The sequence below is a fragment of the Brevundimonas sp. GW460-12-10-14-LB2 genome (assembly GCF_001636925.1).
Taxonomy (GTDB): Bacteria; Pseudomonadota; Alphaproteobacteria; order Caulobacterales; family Caulobacteraceae; genus Brevundimonas; species Brevundimonas vesicularis.
The window spans coordinates 2,357,394-2,381,277 of record NZ_CP015511.1 but is presented as its reverse complement, the minus strand read 5'-3'; the positions used below and the strand labels follow the sequence as shown (position 1 = coordinate 2,381,277).

At 67.1% G+C, this 23,884-nt stretch carries 22 protein-coding genes; 12 read left to right on the top strand and 10 right to left on the bottom strand.

The annotated features are described in order from the left end of the window. Positions 1-28 precede the first annotated feature (28 nt). On the bottom strand, positions 29-3,265 hold the full coding sequence (locus A4249_RS11840; protein ID WP_054764215.1) for an error-prone DNA polymerase: 3,237 nt from the start codon (positions 3,263-3,265) through the stop codon (positions 29-31). 68 nt (positions 3,266-3,333) lie between these two features. Beyond that, complete coding sequence (locus A4249_RS11835; protein WP_035307865.1) at positions 3,334-3,963, bottom strand: hypothetical protein; 630 nt, start codon at positions 3,961-3,963, stop codon at positions 3,334-3,336. Positions 3,964-4,148: 185 nt separating this feature from the next. On the opposite strand from A4249_RS11835, the gene A4249_RS11830 reads away from it, so the two are divergent. From A4249_RS11830 to A4249_RS11820, 3 genes are read left to right on the top strand one after another with little or no spacing between them, the layout of a single operon-like run. Beyond that, positions 4,149-5,330, top strand: coding sequence for an ABC-three component system protein (locus A4249_RS11830; protein ID WP_035307863.1), 1,182 nt, complete (start codon positions 4,149-4,151; stop codon positions 5,328-5,330). Beyond that, complete coding sequence (locus A4249_RS11825) at positions 5,320-5,814, top strand: three component ABC system middle component (RefSeq protein ID WP_035307862.1); 495 nt, start codon at positions 5,320-5,322, stop codon at positions 5,812-5,814. The genes A4249_RS11830 and A4249_RS11825 overlap by 11 nt, the downstream gene beginning before the upstream one ends. A gap of 3 nt (positions 5,815-5,817) precedes the next feature. Then, positions 5,818-7,875 (top strand): DUF3732 domain-containing protein, encoded by a 2,058-nt coding sequence (locus tag A4249_RS11820; RefSeq protein ID WP_035307860.1) that lies wholly within the window; start codon positions 5,818-5,820, stop codon positions 7,873-7,875. Between the two features lie 12 nt (positions 7,876-7,887). On the opposite strand, the gene A4249_RS11815 is transcribed toward A4249_RS11820, so the two are convergent. After that, positions 7,888-9,408 (bottom strand): Y-family DNA polymerase, encoded by a 1,521-nt coding sequence (locus A4249_RS11815; RefSeq protein WP_054764214.1) that lies wholly within the window; start codon positions 9,406-9,408, stop codon positions 7,888-7,890. Further along, on the bottom strand, positions 9,323-10,081 hold the full coding sequence (locus tag A4249_RS11810) for an ImuA family protein (RefSeq protein ID WP_035307855.1): 759 nt from the start codon (positions 10,079-10,081) through the stop codon (positions 9,323-9,325). Before A4249_RS11810 ends, A4249_RS11815 begins: the two co-directional genes overlap by 86 nt. Before the next feature lie 198 nt (positions 10,082-10,279). On the opposite strand from A4249_RS11810, the gene A4249_RS11805 reads away from it, so the two are divergent. Beyond that, positions 10,280-10,858, top strand: a complete 579-nt coding sequence (locus A4249_RS11805) for an SOS response-associated peptidase family protein (protein ID WP_035307852.1) — start codon at positions 10,280-10,282, stop codon at positions 10,856-10,858. Between the two features lie 13 nt (positions 10,859-10,871). Here A4249_RS11805 and A4249_RS11800 read toward each other — a convergent pair whose 3' ends face one another. The 5 genes from A4249_RS11800 to A4249_RS11780 all read right to left on the bottom strand — a co-directional run bounded on the left by A4249_RS11800 (position 10,872) and on the right by A4249_RS11780 (position 15,042). Then, the gene (locus A4249_RS11800) at positions 10,872-12,119 is read right to left on the bottom strand and encodes a DUF3363 domain-containing protein (protein ID WP_035307850.1); all 1,248 of its coding nucleotides are present in this window, start codon (positions 12,117-12,119) and stop codon (positions 10,872-10,874) included. Between the two features lie 310 nt (positions 12,120-12,429). After that, positions 12,430-13,368 carry a DUF2493 domain-containing protein gene (locus A4249_RS11795; protein ID WP_035307847.1) on the bottom strand — a complete coding sequence of 313 codons (939 nt, stop codon included), beginning with the start codon at positions 13,366-13,368 and terminating at the stop codon, positions 12,430-12,432. A 312-nt stretch (positions 13,369-13,680) separates the two neighbouring features. After that, complete coding sequence (locus A4249_RS11790) at positions 13,681-14,088, bottom strand: GcrA family cell cycle regulator (protein WP_066555132.1); 408 nt, start codon at positions 14,086-14,088, stop codon at positions 13,681-13,683. A 125-nt stretch (positions 14,089-14,213) separates the two neighbouring features. Next, entirely contained in the window at positions 14,214-14,639 is a 426-nt protein-coding gene (locus A4249_RS11785; protein WP_066552814.1) for a single-stranded DNA-binding protein, read from the bottom strand. 37 nt (positions 14,640-14,676) lie between these two features. Then, positions 14,677-15,042 (bottom strand): single-stranded DNA-binding protein, encoded by a 366-nt coding sequence (locus A4249_RS11780; RefSeq protein WP_035307841.1) that lies wholly within the window; start codon positions 15,040-15,042, stop codon positions 14,677-14,679. A gap of 15 nt (positions 15,043-15,057) precedes the next feature. Between A4249_RS11780 and A4249_RS17190 the strand changes: the two genes are divergently transcribed. Beyond that, positions 15,058-15,477: an NRDE family protein gene (locus A4249_RS17190; protein WP_368664386.1), complete on the top strand. Its 420-nt coding sequence runs from the start codon at positions 15,058-15,060 to the stop codon at positions 15,475-15,477. Here the strand turns inward: A4249_RS17190 and A4249_RS11775 are convergent. Beyond that, positions 15,374-15,757: a MerR family transcriptional regulator gene (locus tag A4249_RS11775; protein WP_442854486.1), complete on the bottom strand. Its 384-nt coding sequence runs from the start codon at positions 15,755-15,757 to the stop codon at positions 15,374-15,376. The genes A4249_RS17190 and A4249_RS11775 overlap by 104 nt on opposite strands. Before the next feature lie 116 nt (positions 15,758-15,873). Here A4249_RS11775 and A4249_RS11770 point away from each other — a divergent pair, with 116 nt between their 5' ends. From A4249_RS11770 to A4249_RS11740, 7 genes are read left to right on the top strand one after another with little or no spacing between them, the layout of a single operon-like run. Beyond that, positions 15,874-16,542: a cation transporter gene (locus A4249_RS11770; protein ID WP_054764212.1), complete on the top strand. Its 669-nt coding sequence runs from the start codon at positions 15,874-15,876 to the stop codon at positions 16,540-16,542. Positions 16,543-16,570: 28 nt separating this feature from the next. Further along, positions 16,571-16,927 (top strand): hypothetical protein, encoded by a 357-nt coding sequence (locus A4249_RS11765; RefSeq protein ID WP_197019742.1) that lies wholly within the window; start codon positions 16,571-16,573, stop codon positions 16,925-16,927. A gap of 56 nt (positions 16,928-16,983) precedes the next feature. Beyond that, a complete protein-coding gene (locus A4249_RS11760) occupies positions 16,984-18,237 on the top strand; it encodes a TolC family protein (protein WP_035307836.1) in 1,254 nt (417 codons plus the stop codon). Beyond that, on the top strand, positions 18,237-19,439 hold the full coding sequence (locus A4249_RS11755) for an efflux RND transporter periplasmic adaptor subunit (RefSeq protein WP_035307835.1): 1,203 nt from the start codon (positions 18,237-18,239) through the stop codon (positions 19,437-19,439). Before A4249_RS11760 ends, A4249_RS11755 begins: the two co-directional genes overlap by 1 nt. Positions 19,440-19,447: 8 nt before the next feature. Next, positions 19,448-22,672, top strand: coding sequence for an efflux RND transporter permease subunit (locus A4249_RS11750; protein WP_035307833.1), 3,225 nt, complete (start codon positions 19,448-19,450; stop codon positions 22,670-22,672). Beyond that, positions 22,669-23,274 (top strand): cation transporter, encoded by a 606-nt coding sequence (locus tag A4249_RS11745; protein ID WP_035307831.1) that lies wholly within the window; start codon positions 22,669-22,671, stop codon positions 23,272-23,274. The genes A4249_RS11750 and A4249_RS11745 overlap by 4 nt, the downstream gene beginning before the upstream one ends. Continuing rightward, positions 23,271-23,882, top strand: coding sequence for a methyltransferase family protein (locus tag A4249_RS11740; protein WP_035307829.1), 612 nt, complete (start codon positions 23,271-23,273; stop codon positions 23,880-23,882). Before A4249_RS11745 ends, A4249_RS11740 begins: the two co-directional genes overlap by 4 nt. Positions 23,883-23,884 lie beyond the last annotated feature (2 nt).

Below are 23,884 nucleotides of genomic sequence, written 5' to 3'. Positions count from 1 at the left end.
CGGCTGGGAAAGTGGTGCGATCTCATGCCTACCGAAAGTCCCGCGTCCTGACTCGAATGCCCTCGAGCGACAGGTCCGGAATGTAGATGTCCCGGGCCTTGGGTGTCCGGGCGTCCGGCTTACTGCCCCGATAGACCTCGTCGCCCCGCCCATGCGGCAACCGGAACTCGCCCCTCCGGCCCAGCGACGCCAAGAGGTCCGAGCCGTCGTGCAGCCGCTCGGCGACGATGTGCACCACCTCGCCTTCGCGCTGCACCCTGCCGTCGACCACCAGCAGGCTGGCGCCCAGCACCACCCGCCGCTGCTGCTCGTAGAGGCTCGGCCAGATCACTAGATTGGCCACACCGGTCTCGTCCTCGATGGTGATGAACATCACCCCCTTGGCCGATCCCGGCTTCTGACGGACCAGAACGAGGCCGGCGACCCGGGTCAGGCGGCGGTCGCGCATGGCCGTCCCGTCGGCGCAGGTCATCACATGCCGGACCTGGAGTTCGTCGCGCAGGAAGGCCAGCGGGTGGTCCCGCAGCGTCACGCCCACATGGGTGTAGTCCTCCACCACCTCCTGACCGGCGGGCATGGCCGGCAGGGCAGCATCAGGCTCATCCACCTCCGGCACGAGTTCGCCGGCCTCCGCCGAGGCCGCCGCGAACAGCGGCAGGGGATCGTCGCGGAGCGCCTTGATCGACCACAGGGCGTCGCGGCGGGACAGGCGGAGCCCCTCCAGAAAGGCGTCGGCCTCGGCCAGTCGCGTCAGGGCCCCGACGGGCGTCATGGCCCGTCGCCACAGATCGTCGATGCCGGCGAAGGGCCGATCCCCGCGGTTCGTCACCAGCCGGGCCGCGTCCCCGTTGGCCAGGCCCCGCACCATGCGCAGTCCCAGCCGCACCGCGAACCGGTCCTCCCGCTCCGTGGGCTCCAGGGTGCAGTCCCAGCGACTGGCATTGACGCAGACCGGCCGCACCTCGACCCCGTGCTCGCGGGCGTCCCGCACGATCTGGGCCGGCGCGTAGAACCCCATCGGCTGGGCGTTGAGCAGGGCGGCGCAGAAGACATCGGGATGCCAGCACTTGAGCCAGGAGGAGGCGTAGGCGATCAGGGCGAACGACGCCGCATGGCTTTCCGGGAAGCCGTAGGATCCGAAGCCTTCCAGCTGGCTGAAGGTCTTCTCCGCGAACTCGGCCGTATAGCCCCGCTCGACCATCCCTCCGACCAGCTTGTCCTTGAAGTGGCTGACCCCGCCGGTGAATTTGAAGGTCGCCATGGCGCGGCGCAGCTGATCGGCTTCCGACGCGGTGAATCCGGCGCATTCGATCGCCACCCGCATCGCCTGCTCCTGGAACAGGGGCACGCCGAGCGTCTTGCCCAGAACCTCCTCCAGTTCCGGCTTGGGAAAGACGACCGGCTCCTTCCCCTCGCGGCGCCGCAGGTAAGGATGGACCATGTCGCCCTGAATGGGGCCCGGTCGCACGATGGCGACCTCGATCACCAGGTCATAGAAGGTGCGCGGCTTGATGCGCGGCAGCATGGCCATCTGCGCGCGGCTTTCGATCTGGAAGACCCCGAGCGTGTCGGCCTTGCGGATCATGGCGTAGGTCTTGGGATCCTCGGCCGGGATGGAGGCCAGGTCCAGATCCATGCCCTTGTGATCGCGCAACAGGTCGAGACCGCGCCGCATGCAGCTGAGCATGCCCAGCGCCAGGACATCGACCTTCATGAACTTCAAGGCGTCGATGTCGTCCTTGTCCCATTCGATCACCTGACGATCCTTCATCGCCGCCGGCTCGATGGGCACGAGATCGTCCAGCCGGTCGTCGGTCAGGACGAACCCGCCGGGATGCTGGGACAGGTGGCGCGGAAACCCGATCAGCTGTCGTGACAGGTCCAGCGCCAACCTCAGACGCCGGTCCTCCAGATTGAGGTTCAGCTCCTCGGCGTGCCGATCCTCGACCCCCTCCGACGAATAGCTCCAGACCTGGGACGAGAGGGTCTTGATCAGGTCTTCGGTCAGGCCCAGCGCCTTGCCGACATCGCGCAGGGCGCCGCGCGAGCGGTAGCGGATGACGGTGGCGCACAGGGCGGACCGGTCCCGCCCATAGGTGTCATAGATCCACTGGATCACCTCCTCGCGGCGCTCGTGCTCGAAGTCGACGTCGATGTCCGGCGGCTCCTTGCGCTCCTGACTGACGAAGCGTTCGAACAGGAGGTCGTTGCGCCCCGGATCGATGGAGGTGACGCCCAGCACGAAGCAGACCGCCGAGTTGGCGGCCGACCCTCGCCCCTGACACAGGATGTCCCGGCTGCGGGCGAAGCGGACGATGGAGTGAACGGTCAGGAAGTAGGGCGCATAGCCCAGGGTCTCGATCAGTCCGAGCTCGTGTTTCAGCGCCGCCCGCACCTTGTCAGGCAAGCCTTCCGGATACCGGTCCGCCGCCCCCGCCCAGGTCAGGGCCTCCAGCGCCTCCTGCGGGGTCTGTCCCGCCGCCGCCTCGCGCGGATACTGGTAGGCCAGCTCGTCCAGGCTGAAGCGGCAGAGATCGGCGATCTCGACCGTGCGCGCTAGGGCCTCCGGATAGCGCGCGAACAGTCGGTGCATCTCGCCCACCGGCTTCAGGTGCCGGTCGGCCGTCCGGCTCCGGCGAAAGCCCACGTCGTCGATGGTGCAGCCTTCCCGGATACAGGTGACGACATCCTGCAGGATCCTGCGGTCGGGATGGTGGAACAGAACGTCGTTGGTCACCACCGTCCGCACCGCCGCGGCCCTCGCGGCTTCGCAGAGCTGATGCAGTCTCATCTGGTCGCGCGGCCGCCGATGCAGGGTCAGGGCCAGATGGGCGTCGTCGCCGAAGACTTCGACCAGATGCACCAGGTTCCGACGCGCCGCCGTCAGGCCGTCGGGGACCAGCACGGCGATCCATCCTTCGCCCCAAGTCTCCAGGTCGTCCCACCCGAGCCGGCATCCGCCCTTGCCCGCCCGCCGCTTGCCCACCGTCAGCAGGCGACAGAGCCGGGCGTAGCCCGCCCGGTCCCGGGGATAGACGAGAATCTCCGCCCCATCCTCCAGCACGAGACGGCAGCCCACGATCAGCCGAACCCCGGTCGCCCGCGCTGCCTCGTGCGCCCGGACGATGCCCGCCAGACTGTTCCGGTCCGTCACCGCCAGCGCGTCGAGCCCACAGGCGGCCGCCTGGGCAAACAGCTCCTCGCAAGAACTCGCCCCTCTCAGGAACGAGAAGTGGGACGCGCATTGGAGTTCGACGTACGACATGGGCCCAACGGGAGGTTTGTTCCCGTTATGTTCACATTCTTCGACGCCAGGAAAGCGAGATCACTTTCTTATTCAGGGGGCGGTGGCGTGTGACCGAGGGCGATGGCCTTCTTTCGCTGGGCAGGACTAAGCGCTGCCCAGAACCTGTGCACGCGTCCAGTGGGCATCGACTGTAAATCGTCGATGTGCTGCTGACGTTTGAGCTCGACCTTGAAGAAGCTGGGCTGGTGGTCGATCCCATTGGTCTTCAGACGCCAGAAGACCACGTTTGCGTATTTCGGCGTCAATGTCCCGTGCCGCTTGTAGTATTCCAACGCGCCTTCAAGGATCGCGTTGTTCTCCGCAGCAGCCAGCTTCTCCAGCGCGGCGATGCAGGCCTTGAGCTGCATCTCATTGGTCAGTTCGGTCAGTCGCCGCTTGGCCTCCTGTGGCGTCAGTCGGCGTCCTTCCTGGACGATGGCGACGTCGAACTTCAGAATGCAGTGTGACCCGACCCAAAGGGTCTCGTCGGTCCGCTCGTTGCCGATCTCGAAGTGGTAGCGGAGCCCTTCCTGACCGCAGAGGCGACAGGTCTCGACCGGCGCGCCGTGGTCCTCGGTCCGCTCGGTGAACCGCCATTCGCGGAACGCCGCAGGCAGGGTTTTGGCGATGGACAGGGGCAGGATGCTGTCGCGCACCCGGCTGGTGTAATGCTCCACGTCCCTCGCTCCCTTCCGGCCCGATCGATAATCTAGACGTGCAACGCAGACCGACGCTATCCCAACTGTCGAGGCTGCCGGGATTAAAAAGTCTTCGTTCCAGCCAGCTATTGGCGTTCTTGCAGGAATCCGTACAACTAACCGCTGTCCGGCGAAGCGGAACGCCGTTGAAGTTAGGGTCGGGGTTGGCGGCGATAAACAACACGGCGGCGCCGCAGGCGGCCGGCTACATCCTTCAACTCGAAAGGGCGCTTCACCATCTGGCCCATGCCGGTGTGGGGGCCGTGATCGCCGTGGAACATCTGGACGACGTGGTCGTCCTCAAGGATGGTAAGGCCGTCGTTCAGGAACAGGACAAGAGCACGGCGACGCCCAGCGCCCGATTGCTCTCTGACCGCAGCAAGGCGATCTGGCGCACGCTGGAAATCTGGTTGCTCCAGCAGGAGACGCCTGAGGCGATCGCCTGCGAGCGATATCTCTTCTTCGTCAATCGGCCTGTGGAGACGGCCATTTCCACCCTCTTGAAGAAGCGCAAGCTTGGCGAGGCGAGCGCGGCGCAGGTGTTGGTCGCCCTGCGAGCCGAAGGCACGGCGCCGTCCAAGAAAACGACCAAGGTCACACAGGCGCAGGCCTTGATCGACCGGGTGCTACAACGCTCCGACGACGAACTGCTCGACCTGATCGGACGCATCGAGATCGTCGAGGCCGGCGACCCGGCAGAGGATCGCGCCGCCATGGCGAACGGCCTCGGTTTGAGCCCCAGGGCGAATGCGGAGGACATTCTGGACGGCCTGCTCGGATGGCTGACGCGGCTGGTGCGTGAGGAATGGAATGCCGGGCGTCCCGGAATGGTGTCGCGTGCCGCGATTCTACTCCAGAAGGATGCCCTCCAGGCTCGCCAGGCGCGGAGCCGCCTTCTTCCGAGGGCGGCCTCGGATGTACGGGTGTCCGACGCCGATCGTGCCGGCGCCTTGTCGCGGACGTTTGTCGAGCACCTCGGCCGGATCGAAGCCCAGGATGAGGATGTTGTCGACGCCGTCGATCATTTCCTGAAGTTCAATGCCGAAAAGCACCGGCTCGTCATCGAGGGCGAGGTCGCCGACGGGGAATGGCGCGATCGGGGTGACCGCCTGCGCACCCGATGGCAGAATTTGATGCGGCGCCGAACCCGGGAGATGAAGCCCAAGCCGCCGACGGAGATCGGACAAGCCGTGCTCGCCGACGCCACTTATGATCACCAGGAACCGCTGGATGGTCAGCCCTGCGGCGAGCTCTACATGACGTCCGGCCACTACCACCGCCTGGCAGACGAGAATCAGGTCTGGTGGGACCCTAACTATTCCCCGGAGCCCTCCGGTGAAGATTGATCACGAGGAACTGCTGGCCAGAAACCCGGCTCTGATGGCCAGCGCCTTCTGGCATGTCGCCCAGCGCCACGCCGGCAAAGCCCATGGCGCGCCGCCGATCCTGCCCATCTTTGTGGTCAGCGCCGCCCTGCTTCTTCACCGCGCGACGGTGGACAAGGTCCACGGCATGAATTTCGACAGCGGGTTCCTCAAAGCCGTCGTGGAGCGGCCCGACTTGCTCGCCGGCCTGCAACGCCGTGTGGAGGCGCATGCCGACACCGCGCTCAAGGCGCTGCAGGTGGGTGTCGCCTCGGGCCTTCTGATCCGCGAAGGCGGAGAAGGCTTTCCTCGCTTCAGGGCGATGAGCGGCGCCGATCTTCCGCAAGCTATCCGGGATCTCGACCCCCCGGTCTCTCACGTCCTGAGCGCCGCCAAGCGGCTCGGGACCTGGTTCGCCATGGACGGCTTTGAAGCCGCCCAGCGACAGCTGAACATCGAGTTCTGACCCATGAAGCTCTTCATCCGCGAAATCATCATCTGGCCGGAAGACGTTCGCTTCGAACCCCGGACGCTGACCTTCGACCCGGGCGCGGTGTCGGTGGTGACCGGATGGAGCGGCACTGGCAAATCCTCGATCGTCAACATCATCGACTATGTGCTCGGGTCGGGCTCCTGCTCGATCGCTGTCGGTGTGATCCGCAACGCGGTTTCTTGGTTCGGACTAACCATCGAAACCGACGCCGGCCTTATGAGGATCGCCCGCCCTAAGCCGGCGGCGCGTCAGGTGTCCGAGGAGATATGGCTGCAACAGGGGCCTGAGGTGGAGCAGCCCCTGCCCATGCGCCCGGCGGCGAACTCCAACGTCGCGCGTCTTAAAGCGCTGCTCGACATCTATTCCGGCCTGTCCAATCTGGCGCTCGATCCGGAGAAGGACAAAGGCTTCGGCGGGCGGGCGAGTTTCCGCGATCTGGCGGCCTTCAACCTTCTGCCACAACATGTCGTGGCCAATCCCTACACGCTCTTCTTCAAGGCGGACTCTTCGGAGCATCGCGAGACCTTGCGCCACGTGCTGCCTCTCGCTTTGGGGATCGTGACCAACGAAGACTTGGTGAGACTCCATCGCCTTCGGCTGCTGCGTGACGAATTACGCAAGGTCGAGACAGAGCTGCGGACCCGGCGCAACGCCATCGACAACTGGAGCGCAAACGCACGCGGCGCCTTCTTCCGCGCCCAGGAGCTCAGTCTCGTGCCGCCCGGAGAGCCGCCCGGAGACCTGCGCGGGCTGCTCTCGGTGCTCGCCGAGGTGGTCGCCGCCGGCGGTCAATCTGTCGCCGCTCCTGGCCGGGTCACGGCTGCGGTGACCCGGCTGGACGACATTCGTCGTCAGGAGCAGGCGCTCGACCAGAAGATCGGCGCCGAACGGCGTCGCCTACGCAAGCTGCGCAGCCTTTCCCGAGCGGTGGTCGACTATGCCGATGTGCTGGCTGAGCAGTCGGCGAGCGTGAAAGGTGTCGGCTGGTTCAAGGCTCATGTCGCGGGAGAGTCCTGCGTTCTGTGTGGATCGGACACCGAAGCGGCGAAAGACGCCCTGGAGGAACTGAACGACCCGATCGCTGAGCTGCAGAGCCTCTCGACTGGCGCGACGACCGCTCGGCCTATGGTTGATCGTGACCTTATCGCTGTTCAGGGCTCCCTGCTTCAGGCGGAAAACGATCTTCAGGCCCTGCAACGCACCCGACGCGAGTTCGAGGCGCAGGTCGATAAGGAACGCGGCCAGTCGCAGAGCCTGGAGAACATCTTCAGATTTATCGGATCGACCGAACAGGCCTTGCGCATGCTCGGGGATATCCAGGGTGACGAGGGTCTGGAGGCCCAGGTCGCCAAACTTCGCGGCGACATCCGGGATATCGAGCGGCAAGGCAACGACGAAGAACGCCGCCGCCGCGCTTCGGACGTCCATGCCCGTATCTCAAGCTACATCGTCCGCTTCATCGAGCATCTCGGGATCGAAGGCGCCGAAGGCCGGCCCATGCTCGATGAGCGCGAGCTGAATCTCCGGTTCGAACGCGAGGGCGCCAAGGGCGCGGATTTTCTCTGGGAAATCGGCAGCGGCGAGAACTGGATGGCCTACCATCTCGCCGCCCTGCTCGCGCTTCACGGGGTCTTCCTCAATCGTCTCCAGAACAATCCGGTGCCGACCTTCCTCGTCATAGATCAGCCGAGCCAGGTCTATTTCCCGAGCGACACCTTCGAACAGATCGTCACCGGCGAAGCCGATCTTGACGAGCCTGGAGAGTCGATTGGCGCCGCTCGTGGGCGCAAAGGTCGGCTCGGCGATCTGGAGAGTACGCGCAAGATTTTCGCGAGCCTCGCTCGCGCGCACGGGTCGTTCAACTCCCGCCTGCAGATCATCGTGCTGGATCATGCGGACCATCATGCATGGGGCGACATCGAGGGCGTCAAAGAGGTGGCCAACTGGCGCGGCGAGGCCGATTTCCTCATCCCCTCGCACTGGTTGGCCGACGAGGCCGCTCCCGACGCGCCCAACGAGGTGACCCCGGATTGACGCGACAATCGATCACCCGAACAGTCCATGGATAAACCAGGCTTGCGACCCCGTCCGACCATCTTCGCCGTCGCCAGCCCGGAACAACCAGAACCGCCGCCCCACCTCATCCTCAACCTGGAAGTAGTCACGAACGGCCCAGACCTCGGCGTCCCGCCGTCGCCATTCTCCGAATATCCTTTCAGGGCCGTCCGCGCGGACTACCCGACGCCGTACGCCTCGCCATGTGAAGTGGGTCGGGGGATTGTCGGGCAGCAGGGCCATGGTCTCGACGGGCTCGGGCCGCTTCAACAGGCGTGCGGGACGCGGCCAATCCGGCGTCCAGTCCAGAACCGGAGCGACAGAAAGGGGCGGCGCCTTGCCGACGGAGCGCTCGGGCACGTCGCTCTCGACCGGGACCAGTCGATACAGGCGCTGGGCGCCGATGCGGTTGGACAGCATATCGACGAGATCCGACAGGTCTGGCCCCTCGGTCTCGCCCAAGGCGCTCTTGCCCCACCGCCAATCGAGGGGTTCGGCCTGGACTGCGGACAGGGTCATGCGCTCGATGCCGAACCCCGGATCGATCTTTTCGATCCGGTCGGTCAGCAGGCGCGACAGCCGGGCCGCATCCCGGGTCGGTCGGGCCAGGCCCACCCTCTGCGCCTCGACCCGGTTGTCGACACGGACGCACAACCAGTCCAGCCGTCTGGCTCCCAGGCTCAGGATCTCCAACGCCGCGCACAGTTCCGAGGCGAGCGCCGTGACATGGCGCTCGAGGGTCTCCGGCGCGCCGATCGGCTCCCCGAACACCCGCGACACCGTCGGGATCTCCGGCGCCTCGACCGGGACGAGCGGCTCGTCCACACGCCCGTAGGCCTGGTCGATGCGACGGCCGAGGTCATGACCGAACCGGAGCGTGAGAGGCGCGCGAGGCCGATGTGCGACGTCGGCGATCCGGTCGAAGCCCATCCGGTGCAGATGCGCGATCAACGCCTCCGGAAGCCGCAGCGCCGCCAGCGGCAATCCTGCGATGGCGGCGTCGACGGCGTCGGGCGCGATCATACGGTGCGCGCGTCGGAAGCGGACCACGGCATGGGCGGAGCCATAGGTCGGACCGATCGCGGCGTCGGCTTCAATGCCTTCCTCCTTCAGGCGTAGGATCATGTCCGCCAGCATGGCGGCCTCCCCGCCCTGAAGGTGGGCGGCCCCGGTGGCGTCGATGGCGAGGCCATCCGGCGGATCGGGCTGGCAGACGGGGGCGTACCGGCGCATGGCCCAGACGGCGAGACGACCGAGCGCGGCCTCGTCGCCCGCCGGATCCGCCACCCGAACGTCGAGGCCGGGGATGAGGGCCTGAGCCTGGGTCGCCGCCATGCCGACGCGTGCGCCCTGGGCCAGCGCCGCCGTGTTGGCGGCGAGCACGATCCGACGGCGCCCGGACCGACCCGCGAGGATCAGGGGAAGCTCAGGCGGCGGCGCGACGTCCGCCAGTCCGCGTCGCAGACGATCGACGGACCAGTTCGGCAGGTAGAGCGAGACGACCCGTCTCATCACAGGCTTCCAAGGTGAAATCCGCGGCCTCGGCGCCGCGACAACGGATGAGTTCGACGAACCAGCGCGCCCGCCCCACGCCGGGCACGGGCAAGGGCGAGGAGGGGGCCGGGCTGATGCGCCAGCGCGTGGCGGAGGCGGTGTGCTGACCGAAGTCGGCGGCTTCCGAAGCCCGTCGCCATCGGCGCACCGCCAGACCCAGGCCGCCCGAGTCTTCGGCGGCCAGTTGCAGCCGTCGGGACGCGACGAGACTGAGGCGGGCGGTCTCGGCCACGACGGCGGCCAGACCGGGATGACGAAGGCCTTCCTCGAAACAGGCGAGAAGGGAAGGCTCGTCCCCGGCCTCGACATAGATCACCCGGTCCGGCCCCAGACCGGCCTGACGCAGGGCCGGTGCGAAGAGGTCGGGGCGGGTTACGCACCACAACACCTGGCCGGGCCGCCGGGCGGCGATGCCTGCGGCGAACAGGGCGGCTGCGGCGCCGTCCACGGCCTCCTCGCCGCCGCCTGCGATCTCATGAACGGCGCCCAGTGAAAGACCGCCGCTGGGGAGATGGCGATCGAGATCTTTCACGCCGAAGGGCAACACCCCGGTGGTGTTCCGGCCGCCCTGTTCAAGGGCGCGGATCCGATCGCGCAGGATGTCGAGCCCGGCAGGCAGGCGGGCGCGCATGAGAAGCCTCCTGTTCCCAAGGCTGACGAATGTTCCTGTAATGTTCTGGTTCTGTATGATGCGAAGAGTCAACCTTCGCTCATCTCTTATCCCCTTCGCCGGACGACCTGTGGACCGCGCGCCAGGACGGCCAGGGACGGTCGCCGCTGGCTTTTTCAGCGAAGTCGGCGATCAATGGGGCGGTAGACGGAGGTCCGCATGTGCAACGAGTATCAGCTCATCCTGCCGTTCGACGAGGTGATCGAGACCTTCAACCGAACCGGCGACCGTCTCGTCTTTCCCGGCGGCATGCCCAACTTCGGACCCATGGCCTCGATCCGTATCGGCGACCGGGCGCCCATCATCACGCGAGGCCCCGATGGCTCGCAGCTGATCGTGTCGCCCTGGGCCTGGAAGTCGCCACAGGGAAGACCCGTGTTCAACTTCCGATCCGACGGTCGATCCTTCGACGGCGTCACCCGCTGCCTGATCCCCACCGACGGCTTCTTCGAGTTCACCGATGCCGAGCCGGGTCAGAAGCGCAAGACCAAGTGGCGGTTCACCATGGCCGACGCGCCGATCTTCTGGGTCGCCGGCCTGGTTCGAGACGGCGCCTTCGCCATGCTGACCACCGAGCCGGGACCGGACATCGCCCCCTACCACGACCGCCAGATCGTCCTGCTGAGACCCGATGCGGCCCTCGATTGGCTGGACCTGCGCAAACCCGAGGCCGAGCTGCTGCGCCCCCTGCCGGAAGGCAGCCTGTCTGTCGAGAAGGTCTTCCCGGAAGCGGCATGAGTTCGGCAAATCGTCACCGACCCAGATCCTGACCCAGATGCTTGCCGCTGAGGACCTGGGCGAAGCCGCGCGCATCGAGCGAAAGCGTGACCGCTTTTCCCACGGTTGGCGGGGTCTCGCCGACACCCAGCCGCCCATAGTGTTCGGAGCCGTCAGCGGCGCGCACCACCACATAGGCGGAGCCGCCCAGTTCGTCGTGGAAGCCGGTCTTCACGACCTTGCCCTGGACCGGCGCCTTGCCCAGCTGTTCCGCCGACCGCGCGCCGTCAAGACGCCGTTGGTTGAGGGTGCGAATGACGTCCTTCGAGAGCTGCAGCCTCCGAAGTCGGGCTTCCATATCCGGGGCCAGCCGGAAGCGCCGCCCTGTTCGTTCGGCGAGGCCCAGGGTCTCCAGATGGCGCAACCGTCCCCGGGTCAGCGCCGTCCAGGCGTCAGTGCCCCCGATCCCGTCATCGACACAGCCGTTGTTGTCCGCAGCTGCCAGGAGACGGCGGTCGAAGGCGGTGAACCGGTCGGCCTCGGTCTCACGCCAGACCCGCCGTTCGGCGTCCTGACGGCTGAGGTCGCCGAGCCGCTCCTGGGCCACTTCCTGGGCCCGGGCGCGAAAGCCGTAGCCGATGTAGTCGCGCGGAATCACGAGGTCCCGGCCGTCGCTTCTCCGGCCGCGCACAAGCACATGGGCGTGCGGCTGGTCGGTGTCGAAATGGCAGACGGCGATCCAGTTCAGACCCGGTTCTCCAAGGTCGTCGGCGACCCTCGACATGACCTCCCTGGCGAAGCCCTGGAGGTCCGAAATCCGATCGCCGTGCTCGGGTGAAATGATGAAGCGAAAATGGTGCCTGTCCTTCGCCCAGCACTCCGTGGCGCCGGTCGGATCGACCCTCTCACGCACCGGTCCGAAAAAGGCCGCGCGCTCGCCGTCCTCGCCCGCGCCCATGCGGCCGAGATAGGCGATATGGGCGGCGAGCGCCGCGCCCCGGGCGAACCCCTTGCCCATGTGCCGGGACACCAGCGCCTTGACCGTGACGCGCTGCCGGACGTCGAGACGGAAGGGACGACCCGAGCGGTTCTGGGCCGCGCGCAGACACCCGGCGCGGTCCCCGTAGGCGAACAGGCGCGAGGCCGCGAGCCTCTGGAACATGGCGATCCGGACGCTGGTCTTGTCCGACTTCAACCTCTGCGGAAGGCGCACTTTCAAGGTCGAGACGTCATCCTTTGACGCTTGGGCGAGGCGTACCTCAATGGCGGTTCGGACCTGCATGATCGGGGCTCCGGCCTGTCGTCGTCGCGGAATCAGGCGTCAACTCAGCGCAAGTCGACGTCGGTCTCCGCAATCCTCGCAAGTGTCTGCCCGGGCTCAGGAAAACAGAAGGCCAAAACCCCTCTTTTATCTTGCCCTAAGCCCTCAATCTGACGATTTCCAACCAGCCTCTCCAACAGTGAACACAGCCGATCAAACCTCGGCAAGACCCAGGCGACCCCGGCGTTCAGACCGCTTCGGGTCCGCCGGATGACAAGAAAAATCCCGCCCGGCCGAAGCCGAGCGGGTCATTGATCCAGATCGTGATGTCTCAGGCGGCCCGGGCCTTGATGGGCACGTGCCGCAGCCCGTTCTCCATCGCCTTCTGGCCGAGGTTGAGCGCCGGTCCGAACGGCCGCTGATCCTCCCGCACCCCGGCCAGCGAATGGACCAGGGTCAGGCAGACCTCCGGCTCCAGCGCGATCAACTCGTCGTTCGCCCGGAAGGGAGCCGCCTTTCCGTTCCTGTCGAAATCCGCCCGGGCGAGGATCAGCTTCACCCCCTTCTGCTGGGCCCATTTGATCGCCAGCTTCTCGGAGCCTTTCGCCCCGGTCGTCGCCAGAGCCATGTCCGGCCACTCCCCCTTAGCCCAGTTGAGGGCGTCGAAGATCCGCCCGGCGTCCTCGGCCGTGTCCGCCATCGGCGCGCCCCGGAAGGCGACGACCGGACCGCCCGGATCGGCCTCTCCGGACCGACGATTCCGGATCGCCCGGATCGCCTGTTTCGCCTCCAGCTGCGCCGCCGTCAGATGGGTGCCGCGCCGTGATCCCCGCCAGGCGGTCCAGACCTCCCCGGTCGCGATCGTCCAGGTTTCGGAGGCCGCATCCCGGATCAGTTCGCAGGCCTGCGTCGCCGCATCTCCGGATCTCGCTTTCGCCGTTGCGTCCTGAAGTTCGACATCGGCCGCTTCCGATCCGTCGAAATCCCGATCCAGGGCGCGCATCGCGTCACGGGCGCGGTCGGCGTCCCGTTCAATCCGTCCCGCGGCCGAGTGGAAGGCGCCGATAAGCGCTTCGCCGAGGATCGTCTGATAGTCCTCCAGAGCGGTGTCGGAGATCACGTCCACGAGCTCGGTCATGAGCGCGCGCCCCAGCTGGATCAGGGCGTCCTCGGTGGGGTGCGGACGCGCATCCCCCAAGGACGCGGTCAGGTCGTCGAAGGCGGAGTCGGTCTTCGAAGAGGCGGAGAAGGCGGTGTTGAAGTGGGTCATCGAACCATTCCTTTGAAAAGAGACTGTCGAAGCGCCCCATGCGCAACGACCCCGGCTTTGGCCACGGCGGGGTCCTCGGCAGTCACCGGAGCGGAGGGCCGCTTGCCCTCCGTGGAGGGGAACGGCGCAGCCGTTGACTTCCGGGGTGCCGTGACAAAGTCGGAGGGCGTTGTGTGGGGGCAAGTCGTCGTCGCCCTTCGCGACGACGACTCCATTCGGCGCCGTCGCGCCGATACGGACGAGAAGGCGTCGATCTTCTCGTCCCTCGACGCCGGCGGGCCGGCGGCGCATCTCCAGGCGAGCGAGCCGTCCTCAAGGCGCCACGCCCGCGAGGCGCATAAGGCCCTCCACCGACAGCGGTGTGGGCCGATAGGCGATCGCTGCATGGGCGGCGCAGAAGGCGCCGCGTTCAGACGGACGACCGCAGAGGCTGAAGGCGGCGTCGCCCGGTTCGCCATACGGCCAACGGCAATCCATCCGCCTCACCGACAGAATGGTCGCAACGCCATCGGGCGGCGGCTCGGGCGCCACGTGATGCGCCGCCTCGCGACGAGTCCGGGCGCCTGTGCGCCCCTCCGAGAGGCCGAGGCGAGCGACCTTGCCGAGGACGGCGTTGCGGGTGAGGCCGCCGCCGAGTTCCAGGGCGATGGTCTCGGCGCTCCGCCCTTCGGGCCACAGGCGCTTCAGCAGATTGATACGGGCTTGGGTCCATGCGGACATGGCGGTCTCCTTCGGCGAGCCCCGATGGCTCGTCCGACCGCGCCCTTCCTCCGGCCTTTCCGTCGCCAGCACGAAGAAGGGCCCGAGGCGCAGCGCGCCCGGGCCCTTCAAATCTCCCCTTCGGATCAGAACGGGATGTCGTCGTTGAGATCGTAGCCGCCGCCCGCCTCGAGGCCGCGATCGGCGACGCCGGAGCGGTCTTCGGACGGTTCGCCGACGACGCGCCGGTTCTTCAACCGGATGTCGCTGACGACGAGGCGAAGGTCGTAGTGCTCCACCCCGTCCTTGCCGGTCCAGGTGTCGTTTTCGACATGGCCCTGGATCACGACGCGGCTGCCCTTTCGGGCATAGGGCTGGATGTAGTTTTCAGCCGTCGCCTCGTTGAAGCAGATACAGTTGAAGCCGGTGGTCCGCTCGCCGGGTTCACCGTTGGCGCGCCGGAAGCGGGTGGTTTCCACCACGCGGAAGCTCGCGCGCTTCTTGCCGGAGCCTTGCGCCGACAGGATGGAAGGGTCTGCGGCCAGGTAGCCTTCGAGGGTCAGGGTTTGCATGGTCAGTCTCCTTGAAATCAGGATGAGCGGTTGAGGATCAGGCGGCGGCGCGGTCGTCCGCCGCGTCTGCGCTCGCATCGGCCTGGCGGTCTTCCGCCCAGTCGAGGACGGTGAGCCGATTGATCACCAGCTCCTTGGCCGTCCGCTCCGACCCGTCGCGGGCGGTGTAGGCGGTGTCGATGAAGGCGCCGATCACGACGGCCTCGCACCCTTGCGCCAGCCCGCGCGCGATGACCTTCTCGTTGAGGCCCTTCGACCAGCTGACGCAGTTGACGCCGACCAGCCGGGCCTTGCCGGCATTGTCGGTCCCGCGCTGTTCGAGCAGGCGGAAGACCGCCTTGCCGAAGTCGTCGCTGATCTGGGGGTCGGCCGCGAGGCGGCCCGTGAACACCATGGTCTGCATATCAGTCTCCTGTTGATGCGAAGCCGCCGGGGAGCCGATCTCCCCAATCCCGCTTCGCCCGAGACCTCCCTTCCTCCTCAGCTCCCGGCCGGGCGCTTTCGCCCCGGGCGTGACCGCCTGGACTGTCGCTATCGATCCGCTTTCGCGCGATGCTGGGGCATGTGCGTTCTCACCCTCGCCTGGGATATCCACCCGGACTGGCCGCTCGTGGCGGCCGGCAACCGCGACGAAGAGTACGCTCGACTTTCGGAACCACTGGTGCTCCGCCGGGTCGTTCACCTGACCGATACGGCCAAGGTTGTTTGGAGTGACGGAACGCGAAGGGCCGTCGTCATGCGTGGAGACCGTCACAGTGCGCATGGTTTCCAAGCGCCTCAATCACTCGGCAGTCGGAAATCCGCCCACCTGAGCAACTCGCCGCCTGAATACGGGTGAGTTCGGCGTGCAGCGCCTGAAGCCCGGCGATGCGAGTCTCAACCGCCGCAAGCTGGCGTTCGGCGATCCGGTTGACCTCCGTGCAGGGCTGGTCGGGTTCGTTGGACAGCGCCAGCAGGGCGCGGATGTCGTCGATCTCGAACCCCAGCTGCCGCGCGTGGCGAATGAAGGCGAGCCGCCGCGTCGCAGCGCCGTCGTAAAGGCGTCGGTCGCTCGCGGTGCGGGGCGGCTCCTCCAGCAGTCCGATCTTCTCGTAGAACCGGATCGTCGGAACCTTCACGCCGGTCTCGGCCGAAAGGCGCCCGATCGTCCGGAGCGGGGGAGGGGATGGGTCTCTGGCCATGCTCGAAATATAGGGCTTGATCCTCTAGTGGCTAGAGGATGCATGAAGGGTGCATGACGACGCCCGCTCCGACAGAATCCTGCGCCCCGGCCCGAGGCTGCTGCGGCCATCAGGTCCGGTTCGACGGGGCCTCGCCCGCCTATCGGCGCGTGCTGATGGCCGTCATCGCCCTTAATCTGGGTGGGTTCTTCGCGGTCGCCGCGGGCGGTCTCATGCAGGGATCGGCGGCTCTCGCCGCCAATGCGATGGACTTCCTGGCCGACAGCGCCACCTACGCCGTCAGCCTCTGGGCCATCGGCAAGTCCGTGCGGGTGCGGTCCGGTGCCGCAGTCTTCAAAAGCGCAAGCCTCCTCGTCATGGCCGTGAGCATTCTCGGCTACGCCGTCTGGAGAGCGGTCACGGGGCAGCCGCCCGAAGGCGTCGTCATCACCGGTCTGGGACTGGTCGGCTTCGCCGCGAATCTAATCGCCGCCCTGCTGCTCGTGCGTTTCCGTGACGGTGACGCCAACGTGCGCTCCGTCTGGCTTTGCACACGGAACGATCTGATCCACAGCCTGGGCGTCGCCGCGGCCGGCGGGCTGGTCTGGCTGACTGGATCCCGGTGGCCGGACTTGCTGGCGGGCCTTCTGCTGGGCGGCGTCTTCCTCCAGTCCGCCATTTCGATCTTGGTGCAGGCTAGGGCGGAGAGCCGCGCAGCCCACGCCGCTGTTCGGACTTTGTAACGCATTGCCTAACTTCGAGAACGAAAGTATGCAGCGCGCGATGACCTGGTCGATGACGACATGGGCGAAGCTGATCGTGGCGATGACTCTTGTCTTCGCCGCCTTCTTCTTTGCGCCCGCCGTCGACGCCGCGACCTGTCTGCCGGAACCGCCTGCGGCTCACGCGGTCGTCGATCATGATCAAAGCGAGGGCGACCACAGCGGCAAGAGCGGCGGTCACGGGATCTGCTCGCACGGCCACTGCCACCACACCTCAACGGCGCGCGGTCCTGCCGTGGACGCCTTTGCTCCGTCGTTCGGCGAGCCTCCTCTGCAAAGCGGCCGACAGGATGACTTCCGGGCGTCCATCACGCCTGACGGCCTGAAGCGTCCTCCCAGAGTCTGACCGAAGACCTGCGCCTTAGCGCGCCTCTTCGTCCTCAGAAACTCTGGAAATGAATCATGTCTCCCACATCTCGCAGGCGGCCGCGTTACGCGGTCGGCTGCGCCCTCGCTGCGATCGCGGCGACCCTGGCCAGTCCCGTATGGGCTGACCCAGCTCCGACCTATGCCCAACTCCTCGCTCAACTCGGGAATGCGCCTGCGACCCTTGAGGCGGGCGCCAACTACGACGCAGCGGAAGCCCGTGTCCGTCAGGCACGGGTGCGTCCCAACCCTGTCCTCGGCTTCGATGTCGAGAACGCCTATGGCTCAGGCCCCTATTCGGGTCTGAACAACGCGGACATGACCCTGGCGATCAGTCAGGATCTCGAGCTGTGGGGACGTCGTTCGACGCGCATCGCCGCCGCTCGCGCCGAGGCCGGCGCAGTGGGCCTTCAACGAGACCTTGCGGTCATCGACGCCGCAGGCCGCCTGGCCCTGATCTATGCCGAAGCGGAGGCCGCGCAGAGGCGAGCCACGCTCGCGGAAGAAACCCTCACGCTGACCGTCGCGGATGCCCGCGCGGCCCTGACCCTCGTGGAGGAAGGTCGCGAACCTCTCCTCCGCGGCATTCAGGGGGAGGCCGAGGCTGCCTCGGCGCGCGCGACGCGGGATGAAGCTGTCGCGGAACGCGACGCGGCCTATGCCCGTCTCACGGCTGTCGCCATGATCCCGGTTCCGGTCACGCAGATCGAAGACAGCCTTCTCGACGAGGCGCCGACGACGATCGGATCCGTGATCGAGGATGCGCCGACGGTCCGCGTCGCCGAAGCCCAACGGTCCGCCGCCGAACGACGCATCGATGTTCAACGGGTTCAGGCCCGCCCCGACATCAACGCCAGTATCGGCATCCGCCGCTTCGAGGCGGAAGATGCGACGGCGCTGACTTTCGGCGTCAGCATGCCGCTGCCGTTGTTCGACCGGAACCGGGGAAACATCGAAGCGGCGCAAGCCGAGTTTCGCGCTGCCGACGCCCGGCTGATGAGTGCGCGGCAGGAAGCCCAGGCGGACCGCGCTGCCGCGGTCGCTCGCCTTTCGGCCTCGGTCAGTCGCGTCAACGCTGCTGACGGCGGCGTCACCGCCGCAGAGGAAGCCTATCGCCTGTCCCGCATCGGCTTTGAGTCCGGCCGCATTTCCCAGGTCGAACTGCGGGTGACCCGCACCGCCCTCGTCAACGCCCGGTCTGCAGCGGTCGACGCGCGTCTCGCGCGCGTCCGAGCCGAGATCGATCTCGCGCGCCTTGATGGCCGCGCCCCCTTCGAAGGAGCCCAGTGATGCGCAAGCGCACATCGAACAAGACCCTGCTGATCGGCGGCGTCGCCGCCCTGGTCATTCTCGGAGGCGGCGGCCTCTGGTTGGCCACCCGGTCCTCCGAACCCGCCGCGCCGGCTGCCGCCGAAGGCGAAGCCGGCCATGCCGAGGAAGAGGGGGGACACGCCGAGGGGGAGGCCGCCGGGGCAGAGACCGAAGGTCGGATTGAACTCACCACAGCAGAGATCCAGGCAGCGGGCATCACGGTCGTCGGCGTCGGCGGCGGAGGAGGAGGGGAGACCCGGCTCGCCGGCCGCGTAGAGCCGATGGTCGATTCTCGCGCTGCCGTGGGCGCTGCCGTCGGAGGTCGCGTCGAGCGCGTTCTCGTCGCGCCGGGTCAGTCGGTCCGCGCCGGTCAGCCGCTTGTGAGCCTTGTCAGCGGCGAGGCGGCGACCTTCCGCGCGGACGCCGACGCGGCCGGGGCATCCGCTGAAGCGGCGCGCCAGGCCTATGAGCGAAATCGCAGTCTGGCGGATCAGGGCATCGTCGCGCGGCAGGAGGTCGAAGCGTCACGCGCCCAGTTCCTGAGCGCCGAGGCGGCGACCCGCGCCGCTCGCGCCCGCTCGGCGGCCGCTGGCTCTCCGAACGCTTCGGGCAGGCTCAGCGTGACCAGTCCGATCTCGGGCGTGGTCAGCAGCGTCCAGGTCGGTCCGGGCGGGTTCGTCGCCCAGGGCGGCGTGGTGGCGGAAGTCAGCAATCCTGCTCGTGTCGAGATGGTCTTCAACGCACCGCCTGCCCTTGCGGCCAATGTGCGTGCCGGTGCGCCAATGCGCGTGACCGGGCCGAACGGCGAGTTCGACGCCGTCGTCACCGGCGTCGCCGCCGACGCCGGTCTCAGCGAAAGCGGCGCGACCGTGATCCGGGCCCGACCCTCTGGCGCGTCTCTGCCGCCAGCCGGTTCGGCCGTCACTGGCGCCATCGTGACCGGCGAGGCGACTGGCGGGATGACCGTGCCCACCGAGGCGGTCCAGACCGTCGATGGAAACACCGTGGTCTTCGTGCAGGTCGAGGGCGGCTTCCAAGCCGTGCAAGTGCTCGCAGGCCGCCAGGCCGCGGGCCGCACCGAGATCCTGCGCGGGCTCACCGGATCTGAACGCGTGGCGTCCGCCAACGCCTTCCTGCTCAAGGCCGAAATGGCCAAGGGCGAAGCCGAGCACGGGCACTAGGGGGCGTCATGTTCAAAGCACTTATCGAAGCCTCGGTCCGCTTCCGATGGTTCGTGGTCCTGGCGACGGCGATCGTCGCCGCCTTCGGCCTCTACAACCTGACGCAGCTACCCATCGACGCCGTGCCGGACATCACCAACCGGCAGGTTCAGATCAACACCATCGCGCCAGCGCTCGCGCCCGAGCAGATGGAACGTCAGGTCACCTATCCGCTCGAAACCGCGATGGCGGGTATTCCTGGCATCCAGACCACGCGGTCGCTGAGCCGAAACGGCTTCAGCCAGGTCACGGTCATCTTCTCCGACAACACGGACATCTACTTCGCCCGCCAGCAGGTGGCCGAACGGATGGCCCAGGCGCGCGAACGGTTGCCCGAAGGCGTGGAGCCGGCGCTTGCGCCCATCACCACGGGACTGGGCGAGGTGCTGATGTGGACGGTCGACTTCAAGCCGTTCAACAGCGCCAACCTCGCCAAACCGGGTGAGCCCGGCTGGCAGGCGGGCGGCGCCTATCTGACGCCCGAAGGCGAACTCCTGACCACGCCCCAGGCCCGCGCAACCTATCTCCGCACGGTTCAGGACTGGATCATCGCCCCGCGCATGCGGACCGCGAAGGGACTGGCCGGCGTTGATGTGAACGGCGGCTATGTGAAGGAGTATGCGGTCCGACCCGACGCCGCGCGTCTGGCGGGTTACGGTCTGAGCCTGAACGATCTCGTCGTCGCGCTGGAACGGGCTAACACCCAGGCTGGCGCTGGCTATGTCCAGCGGTCCGGCGAAGCCTTGACCGTGCGGACCGACGCCTTGGCGCAGACCATCCCGGATCTCGCCCAGGCCCCCGTCGTCAACCGCAACGGACTGGTTGTCCGGGTCGCCGACGTCGCCACCGTCGAGATTGGCCAGGCGCCGCGTCTCGGCGGCGCCAGCCGCGACGGCCACGAGGCCGTGGTTGGTACGGCGCTGATGCTGGCCGGCGGCAACAGCCGGACGGTGGCCCAAGCCGCAGCCGAACGTCTCGAGGAGGTTTCCGCGAGCCTGCCGCCGAGCGTTGTCGCCGAACCGGTCCTGAACCGCAGCTCGCTGGTCAACAAGACCATCTCAACCGTCGCCAAGAACCTGATCGAAGGCGCTCTGCTGGTGATCGTGGTGCTGTTCCTGCTGCTCGGCAACATCCGTGCGGCCTCGATCACCGCCCTGATGATCCCGATCAGCTTCCTGTTCGCGGTCATCGGCATGAACCGCTTTGGCATCAGCGGAAACCTGATGAGCCTCGGCGCGCTGGACTTCGGCCTTCTGGTCGACGGCGCGGTCGTGGTGGTCGAGAATACCCTGCTGATGCTCAGCCAGCGGCGGGCCGAAGCCGGTCGAATGCTGACACGCCGGGAGCGGCTCGAGGTTGCTGGAGCCGCGGCGCGTCAGATGGTCAAACCGGCTGCTTTTGGCCAGCTGATCATCCTCCTGGTCTTCACGCCGCTGCTGATGCTTGAGGGCGTGGAGGGCAAGACCTTCATCCCCATGGGCGCAACGGTGATGCTGGCCCTCGTCGGCGCCTTCATCTTCTCCTTCACCTTCGTGCCGGCGATGACGGCCCTGCTGGTCCGGGATCCGAAGAAGGTCGAGGTCGATGAGCACGGCCACGCCCACGAGCACGAGACCTTCATCCTCCGATACGCGCGGCGCTGGATCGAACCGGCGATCCGCGCCGCCGTCGACCGGCCCAAAGTCGTCCTGGCGTCCGCGCTCGGCGCCCTCGTCATTGGCGGCATCGCCTTCAGTTCTTTGGGGCGGGAGTTCATTCCGACCCTGGATGAAGGCGATATCGCCATGCAGGCGTTGCGCGTGCCGTCCGCCTCGCTGGAACAATCGCTGGCGATGCAGATGGCCCTCGAACGCGTCATCAAGGCCCAGCCCGAGGTGAAGACTGTCTTCGCCCGGACCGGGACGGCGGAGGCGGCGGTGGACCCGATGCCGCCGAACATTTCGGACGCGGTCATCGTCCTGAAAGACCGCAAGGAGTGGCCCGATCCGAACCTTCCGAAAGAGGAGCTGATCGAACGGTTCGAAGAGCTCGCCGCCGGACAACTCGGCAACAGCTTCGAGTTCAGCCAGCCCATCGAGCTGCGCTTCAACGAGCTGATCTCGGGGGTTCGGACCGACCTCGCCGTGATGGTCTATGGCGACGACTTCACCCAGCTGCAGGCCACTGCGGACCGGGTCGCCGCCGCCCTGCGCGCAACGCCCGGATCTGCCGACGTTCGCGTCGAACAGGCGTCCGGGCTGCCCACCCTGACCGTCAGCGTGGATCGTTTCGCGGCCGCCAACTACGGCTTGTCGGCCGCCGATGTCTCCGAGGCGGTTTCGGCCGCGGTCGGCGGCGCCGAGGCCGGGCAAATCTTCGAAGGCGATCGTCGCTTCAGCGTCGTCGTCCGTCTCGCGGATGATGCACGGAATGATCCGGCGGCCCTTGCGGCTCTGCCGGTAACGACCGCCACAGGCGTGACCGTGCCGCTCTCCTCCGTCGCCCGGATTCAGGTCGCGGAAGGACAGAACCAGATCAGCCGCAATGACGGCAGCCGGCGGATGGTGGTGCAGGCCAACGTTCGCGGGCGCGACCTGGGCGGCTTCGTCACCGAGGCCCAGGCCAAGGTGGAGGCCGACGTCGATCTTCCGACCGGCTACTCCCTGACCTGGGGTGGCCAGTTCGAGAACCTGAAGCGGGCCGAACAGCGTCTGGGGCTGGTCATTCCGATCGTCTTCATCCTGATCGGGGTCTTGCTTTTCATGGCTCTGGGATCCTTCGCCGAGGCGGGCCTGGTGTTCGCGTGCGTTCCGTTGGCTCTGGTCGGCGGCGCCCTGGCGCTTGTCCTCAGGGGGATGCCGTTCTCGGTTTCCGCAGCGGTCGGCTTCATCGCCGTGTCCGGCGTCGCGACCTTGAACGGTCTCGTGCTGATGCAGGCCATTCGGGAGCGTCTCACGGGCGGAGCGGCGCCGCGTCTTGCCGCCATCGAAGGCGCGACAAGCCGGCTTCGCGCCGTCCTGACGACGGCTCTCGTCGCCATCGTCGGGTTTATCCCGATGGCATTCGCTCACGGCGCCGGCGCCGAAGTGCAGAAGCCGCTGGCCACCGTGGTCATCGGAGGCCTGCTCACGGCCACCGCGCTGACGCTCCTTGTCCTTCCGACCTTCGCGGCCAAGGCCGTGAAACACCGGAAGGCGGAAGGGATCGAGGAATGAGCGGGGCCCACGAAACAGAGCAGGTCCAGCGCCGCACCCTCCTGGTGGTGCTGTTCCTGAACGCTCTGCTGTTCGTGGGCCTGGGAGTCGGCGGCCTCGCCGCCGACTCCAGCGCTCTGCTCGCGAACGCCGTCGACAACGGCTCCGACGCGGCCGTCTATCTGATCAGCTTCCTCGCCGTCGGGCGCGCGCTGATCTGGAAGACGCGGGCGGCTCAGGTCTCCGGCGTGATGCTGCTGATCTTCTCGGTCCTCGTCCTGCTCGACGCCCTGCGCCGGACGCTGACGGGAACCGAGCCGGTCGGACCGACCATGATGGTGCTCGCTGTCGTAGCGGCGGTTATCAATCTGATCTGCCTGCTGTTGATCCGTCGTCAGCAGAGCAGCGACGTCAACATGAAGGCGGCCGAGACATTCAGCCTGAACGATTTCGCCTCGAACGGCGGCATCCTCGTCGCAGGCGGCCTGGTGATGTGGTTGGACCAGTCGTGGCCCGACCTGCTGGTGGGGGTGCTGGTCGCCGCCATAGCCGCCAAGGGCGGCTTCGACATTCTACGCGATGCGCGCCTTGCGCGACGCGACGCGGAGAGCTCGGTGACATGAGCCCGCCGTTGATCGACATCGCCTCCGTCCAGCGCTGGCGCAAACTCTTCATCGCCGCCGGGTTGTTCGCCCTGCTGGCCTGGACCGCTCTCGTGAAGGCCCAGCCACAGCTCGAGCATCCCGTCGAACATCTCGGGCTGATCGCCATCATGGTTTGCGTCTTGGGGCGCGCCTGGTGCTCGCTCTACATCGGCGGCCGAAAGAAGCAGGAGATCGTCACCAGCGGGCCTTATTCGCTGTGTCGAAACCCGCTTTATGTTTTCAGCTTCATCGGCGCATTCGGGATCGGCGCACAGACGGGCAGCCTGACCGTCGGCGCCACCTTCGCCGTCGCCTGCTGGATCGTGTTCCGCATCGTCGCGAGCCGAGAGGAAAGCTTCCTGACGTCGGCCTTCGGCGACACCTACCGCAGCTACGTCGTGCGCACCCCCCGCTTCGTTCCGAACCTGCGCCTCTGGCGTGATGAGGCGGAACTGTCCGTCCGGCCGGCCTTCTTCCTCCGGACTGTCCGCGACGGCCTTGTCTTCCTTCTGGCGTTGCCCGTGTTCGAGGGACTGGAGCACCTCCAGAACCTCGGCTGGCTCGACGCTCTCATCGCCCTACCGTGAGG

What these genes read in the sequence shown, in the direction of transcription:
- A4249_RS11820 (WP_035307860.1), top strand. Translation starts at nt 5,818, where the DNA reads ATGAAGCTCTTCATCCGCGAAATCATCATCTGGCCGGAAGACGTTCGC.
- A4249_RS11755 (WP_035307835.1), top strand. Translation starts at nt 18,237, where the DNA reads ATGCGCAAGCGCACATCGAACAAGACCCTGCTGATCGGCGGCGTCGCC.
- A4249_RS11805 (WP_035307852.1), top strand. Translation starts at nt 10,280, where the DNA reads ATGTGCAACGAGTATCAGCTCATCCTGCCGTTCGACGAGGTGATCGAG.
- A4249_RS11750 (WP_035307833.1), top strand. Translation starts at nt 19,448, where the DNA reads ATGTTCAAAGCACTTATCGAAGCCTCGGTCCGCTTCCGATGGTTCGTG.
- A4249_RS11815 (WP_054764214.1), bottom strand. Translation starts at nt 9,408, where the DNA reads ATGAGACGGGTCGTCTCGCTCTACCTGCCGAACTGGTCCGTCGATCGT.
- A4249_RS11785 (WP_066552814.1), bottom strand. Translation starts at nt 14,639, where the DNA reads ATGCAAACCCTGACCCTCGAAGGCTACCTGGCCGCAGACCCTTCCATC.
- A4249_RS11840 (WP_054764215.1), bottom strand. Translation starts at nt 3,265, where the DNA reads ATGTCGTACGTCGAACTCCAATGCGCGTCCCACTTCTCGTTCCTGAGA.
- A4249_RS11765 (WP_197019742.1), top strand. Translation starts at nt 16,571, where the DNA reads ATGCAGCGCGCGATGACCTGGTCGATGACGACATGGGCGAAGCTGATC.
- A4249_RS11800 (WP_035307850.1), bottom strand. Translation starts at nt 12,119, where the DNA reads ATGCAGGTCCGAACCGCCATTGAGGTACGCCTCGCCCAAGCGTCAAAG.
- A4249_RS17190 (WP_368664386.1), top strand. Translation starts at nt 15,058, where the DNA reads ATGCGAAGCCGCCGGGGAGCCGATCTCCCCAATCCCGCTTCGCCCGAG.
- A4249_RS11790 (WP_066555132.1), bottom strand. Translation starts at nt 14,088, where the DNA reads ATGTCCGCATGGACCCAAGCCCGTATCAATCTGCTGAAGCGCCTGTGG.
- A4249_RS11780 (WP_035307841.1), bottom strand. Translation starts at nt 15,042, where the DNA reads ATGCAGACCATGGTGTTCACGGGCCGCCTCGCGGCCGACCCCCAGATC.
- A4249_RS11760 (WP_035307836.1), top strand. Translation starts at nt 16,984, where the DNA reads ATGTCTCCCACATCTCGCAGGCGGCCGCGTTACGCGGTCGGCTGCGCC.
- A4249_RS11795 (WP_035307847.1), bottom strand. Translation starts at nt 13,368, where the DNA reads ATGACCCACTTCAACACCGCCTTCTCCGCCTCTTCGAAGACCGACTCC.
- A4249_RS11745 (WP_035307831.1), top strand. Translation starts at nt 22,669, where the DNA reads ATGAGCGGGGCCCACGAAACAGAGCAGGTCCAGCGCCGCACCCTCCTG.
- A4249_RS11740 (WP_035307829.1), top strand. Translation starts at nt 23,271, where the DNA reads ATGAGCCCGCCGTTGATCGACATCGCCTCCGTCCAGCGCTGGCGCAAA.
- A4249_RS11770 (WP_054764212.1), top strand. Translation starts at nt 15,874, where the DNA reads ATGACGACGCCCGCTCCGACAGAATCCTGCGCCCCGGCCCGAGGCTGC.
- A4249_RS11810 (WP_035307855.1), bottom strand. Translation starts at nt 10,081, where the DNA reads ATGCGCGCCCGCCTGCCTGCCGGGCTCGACATCCTGCGCGATCGGATC.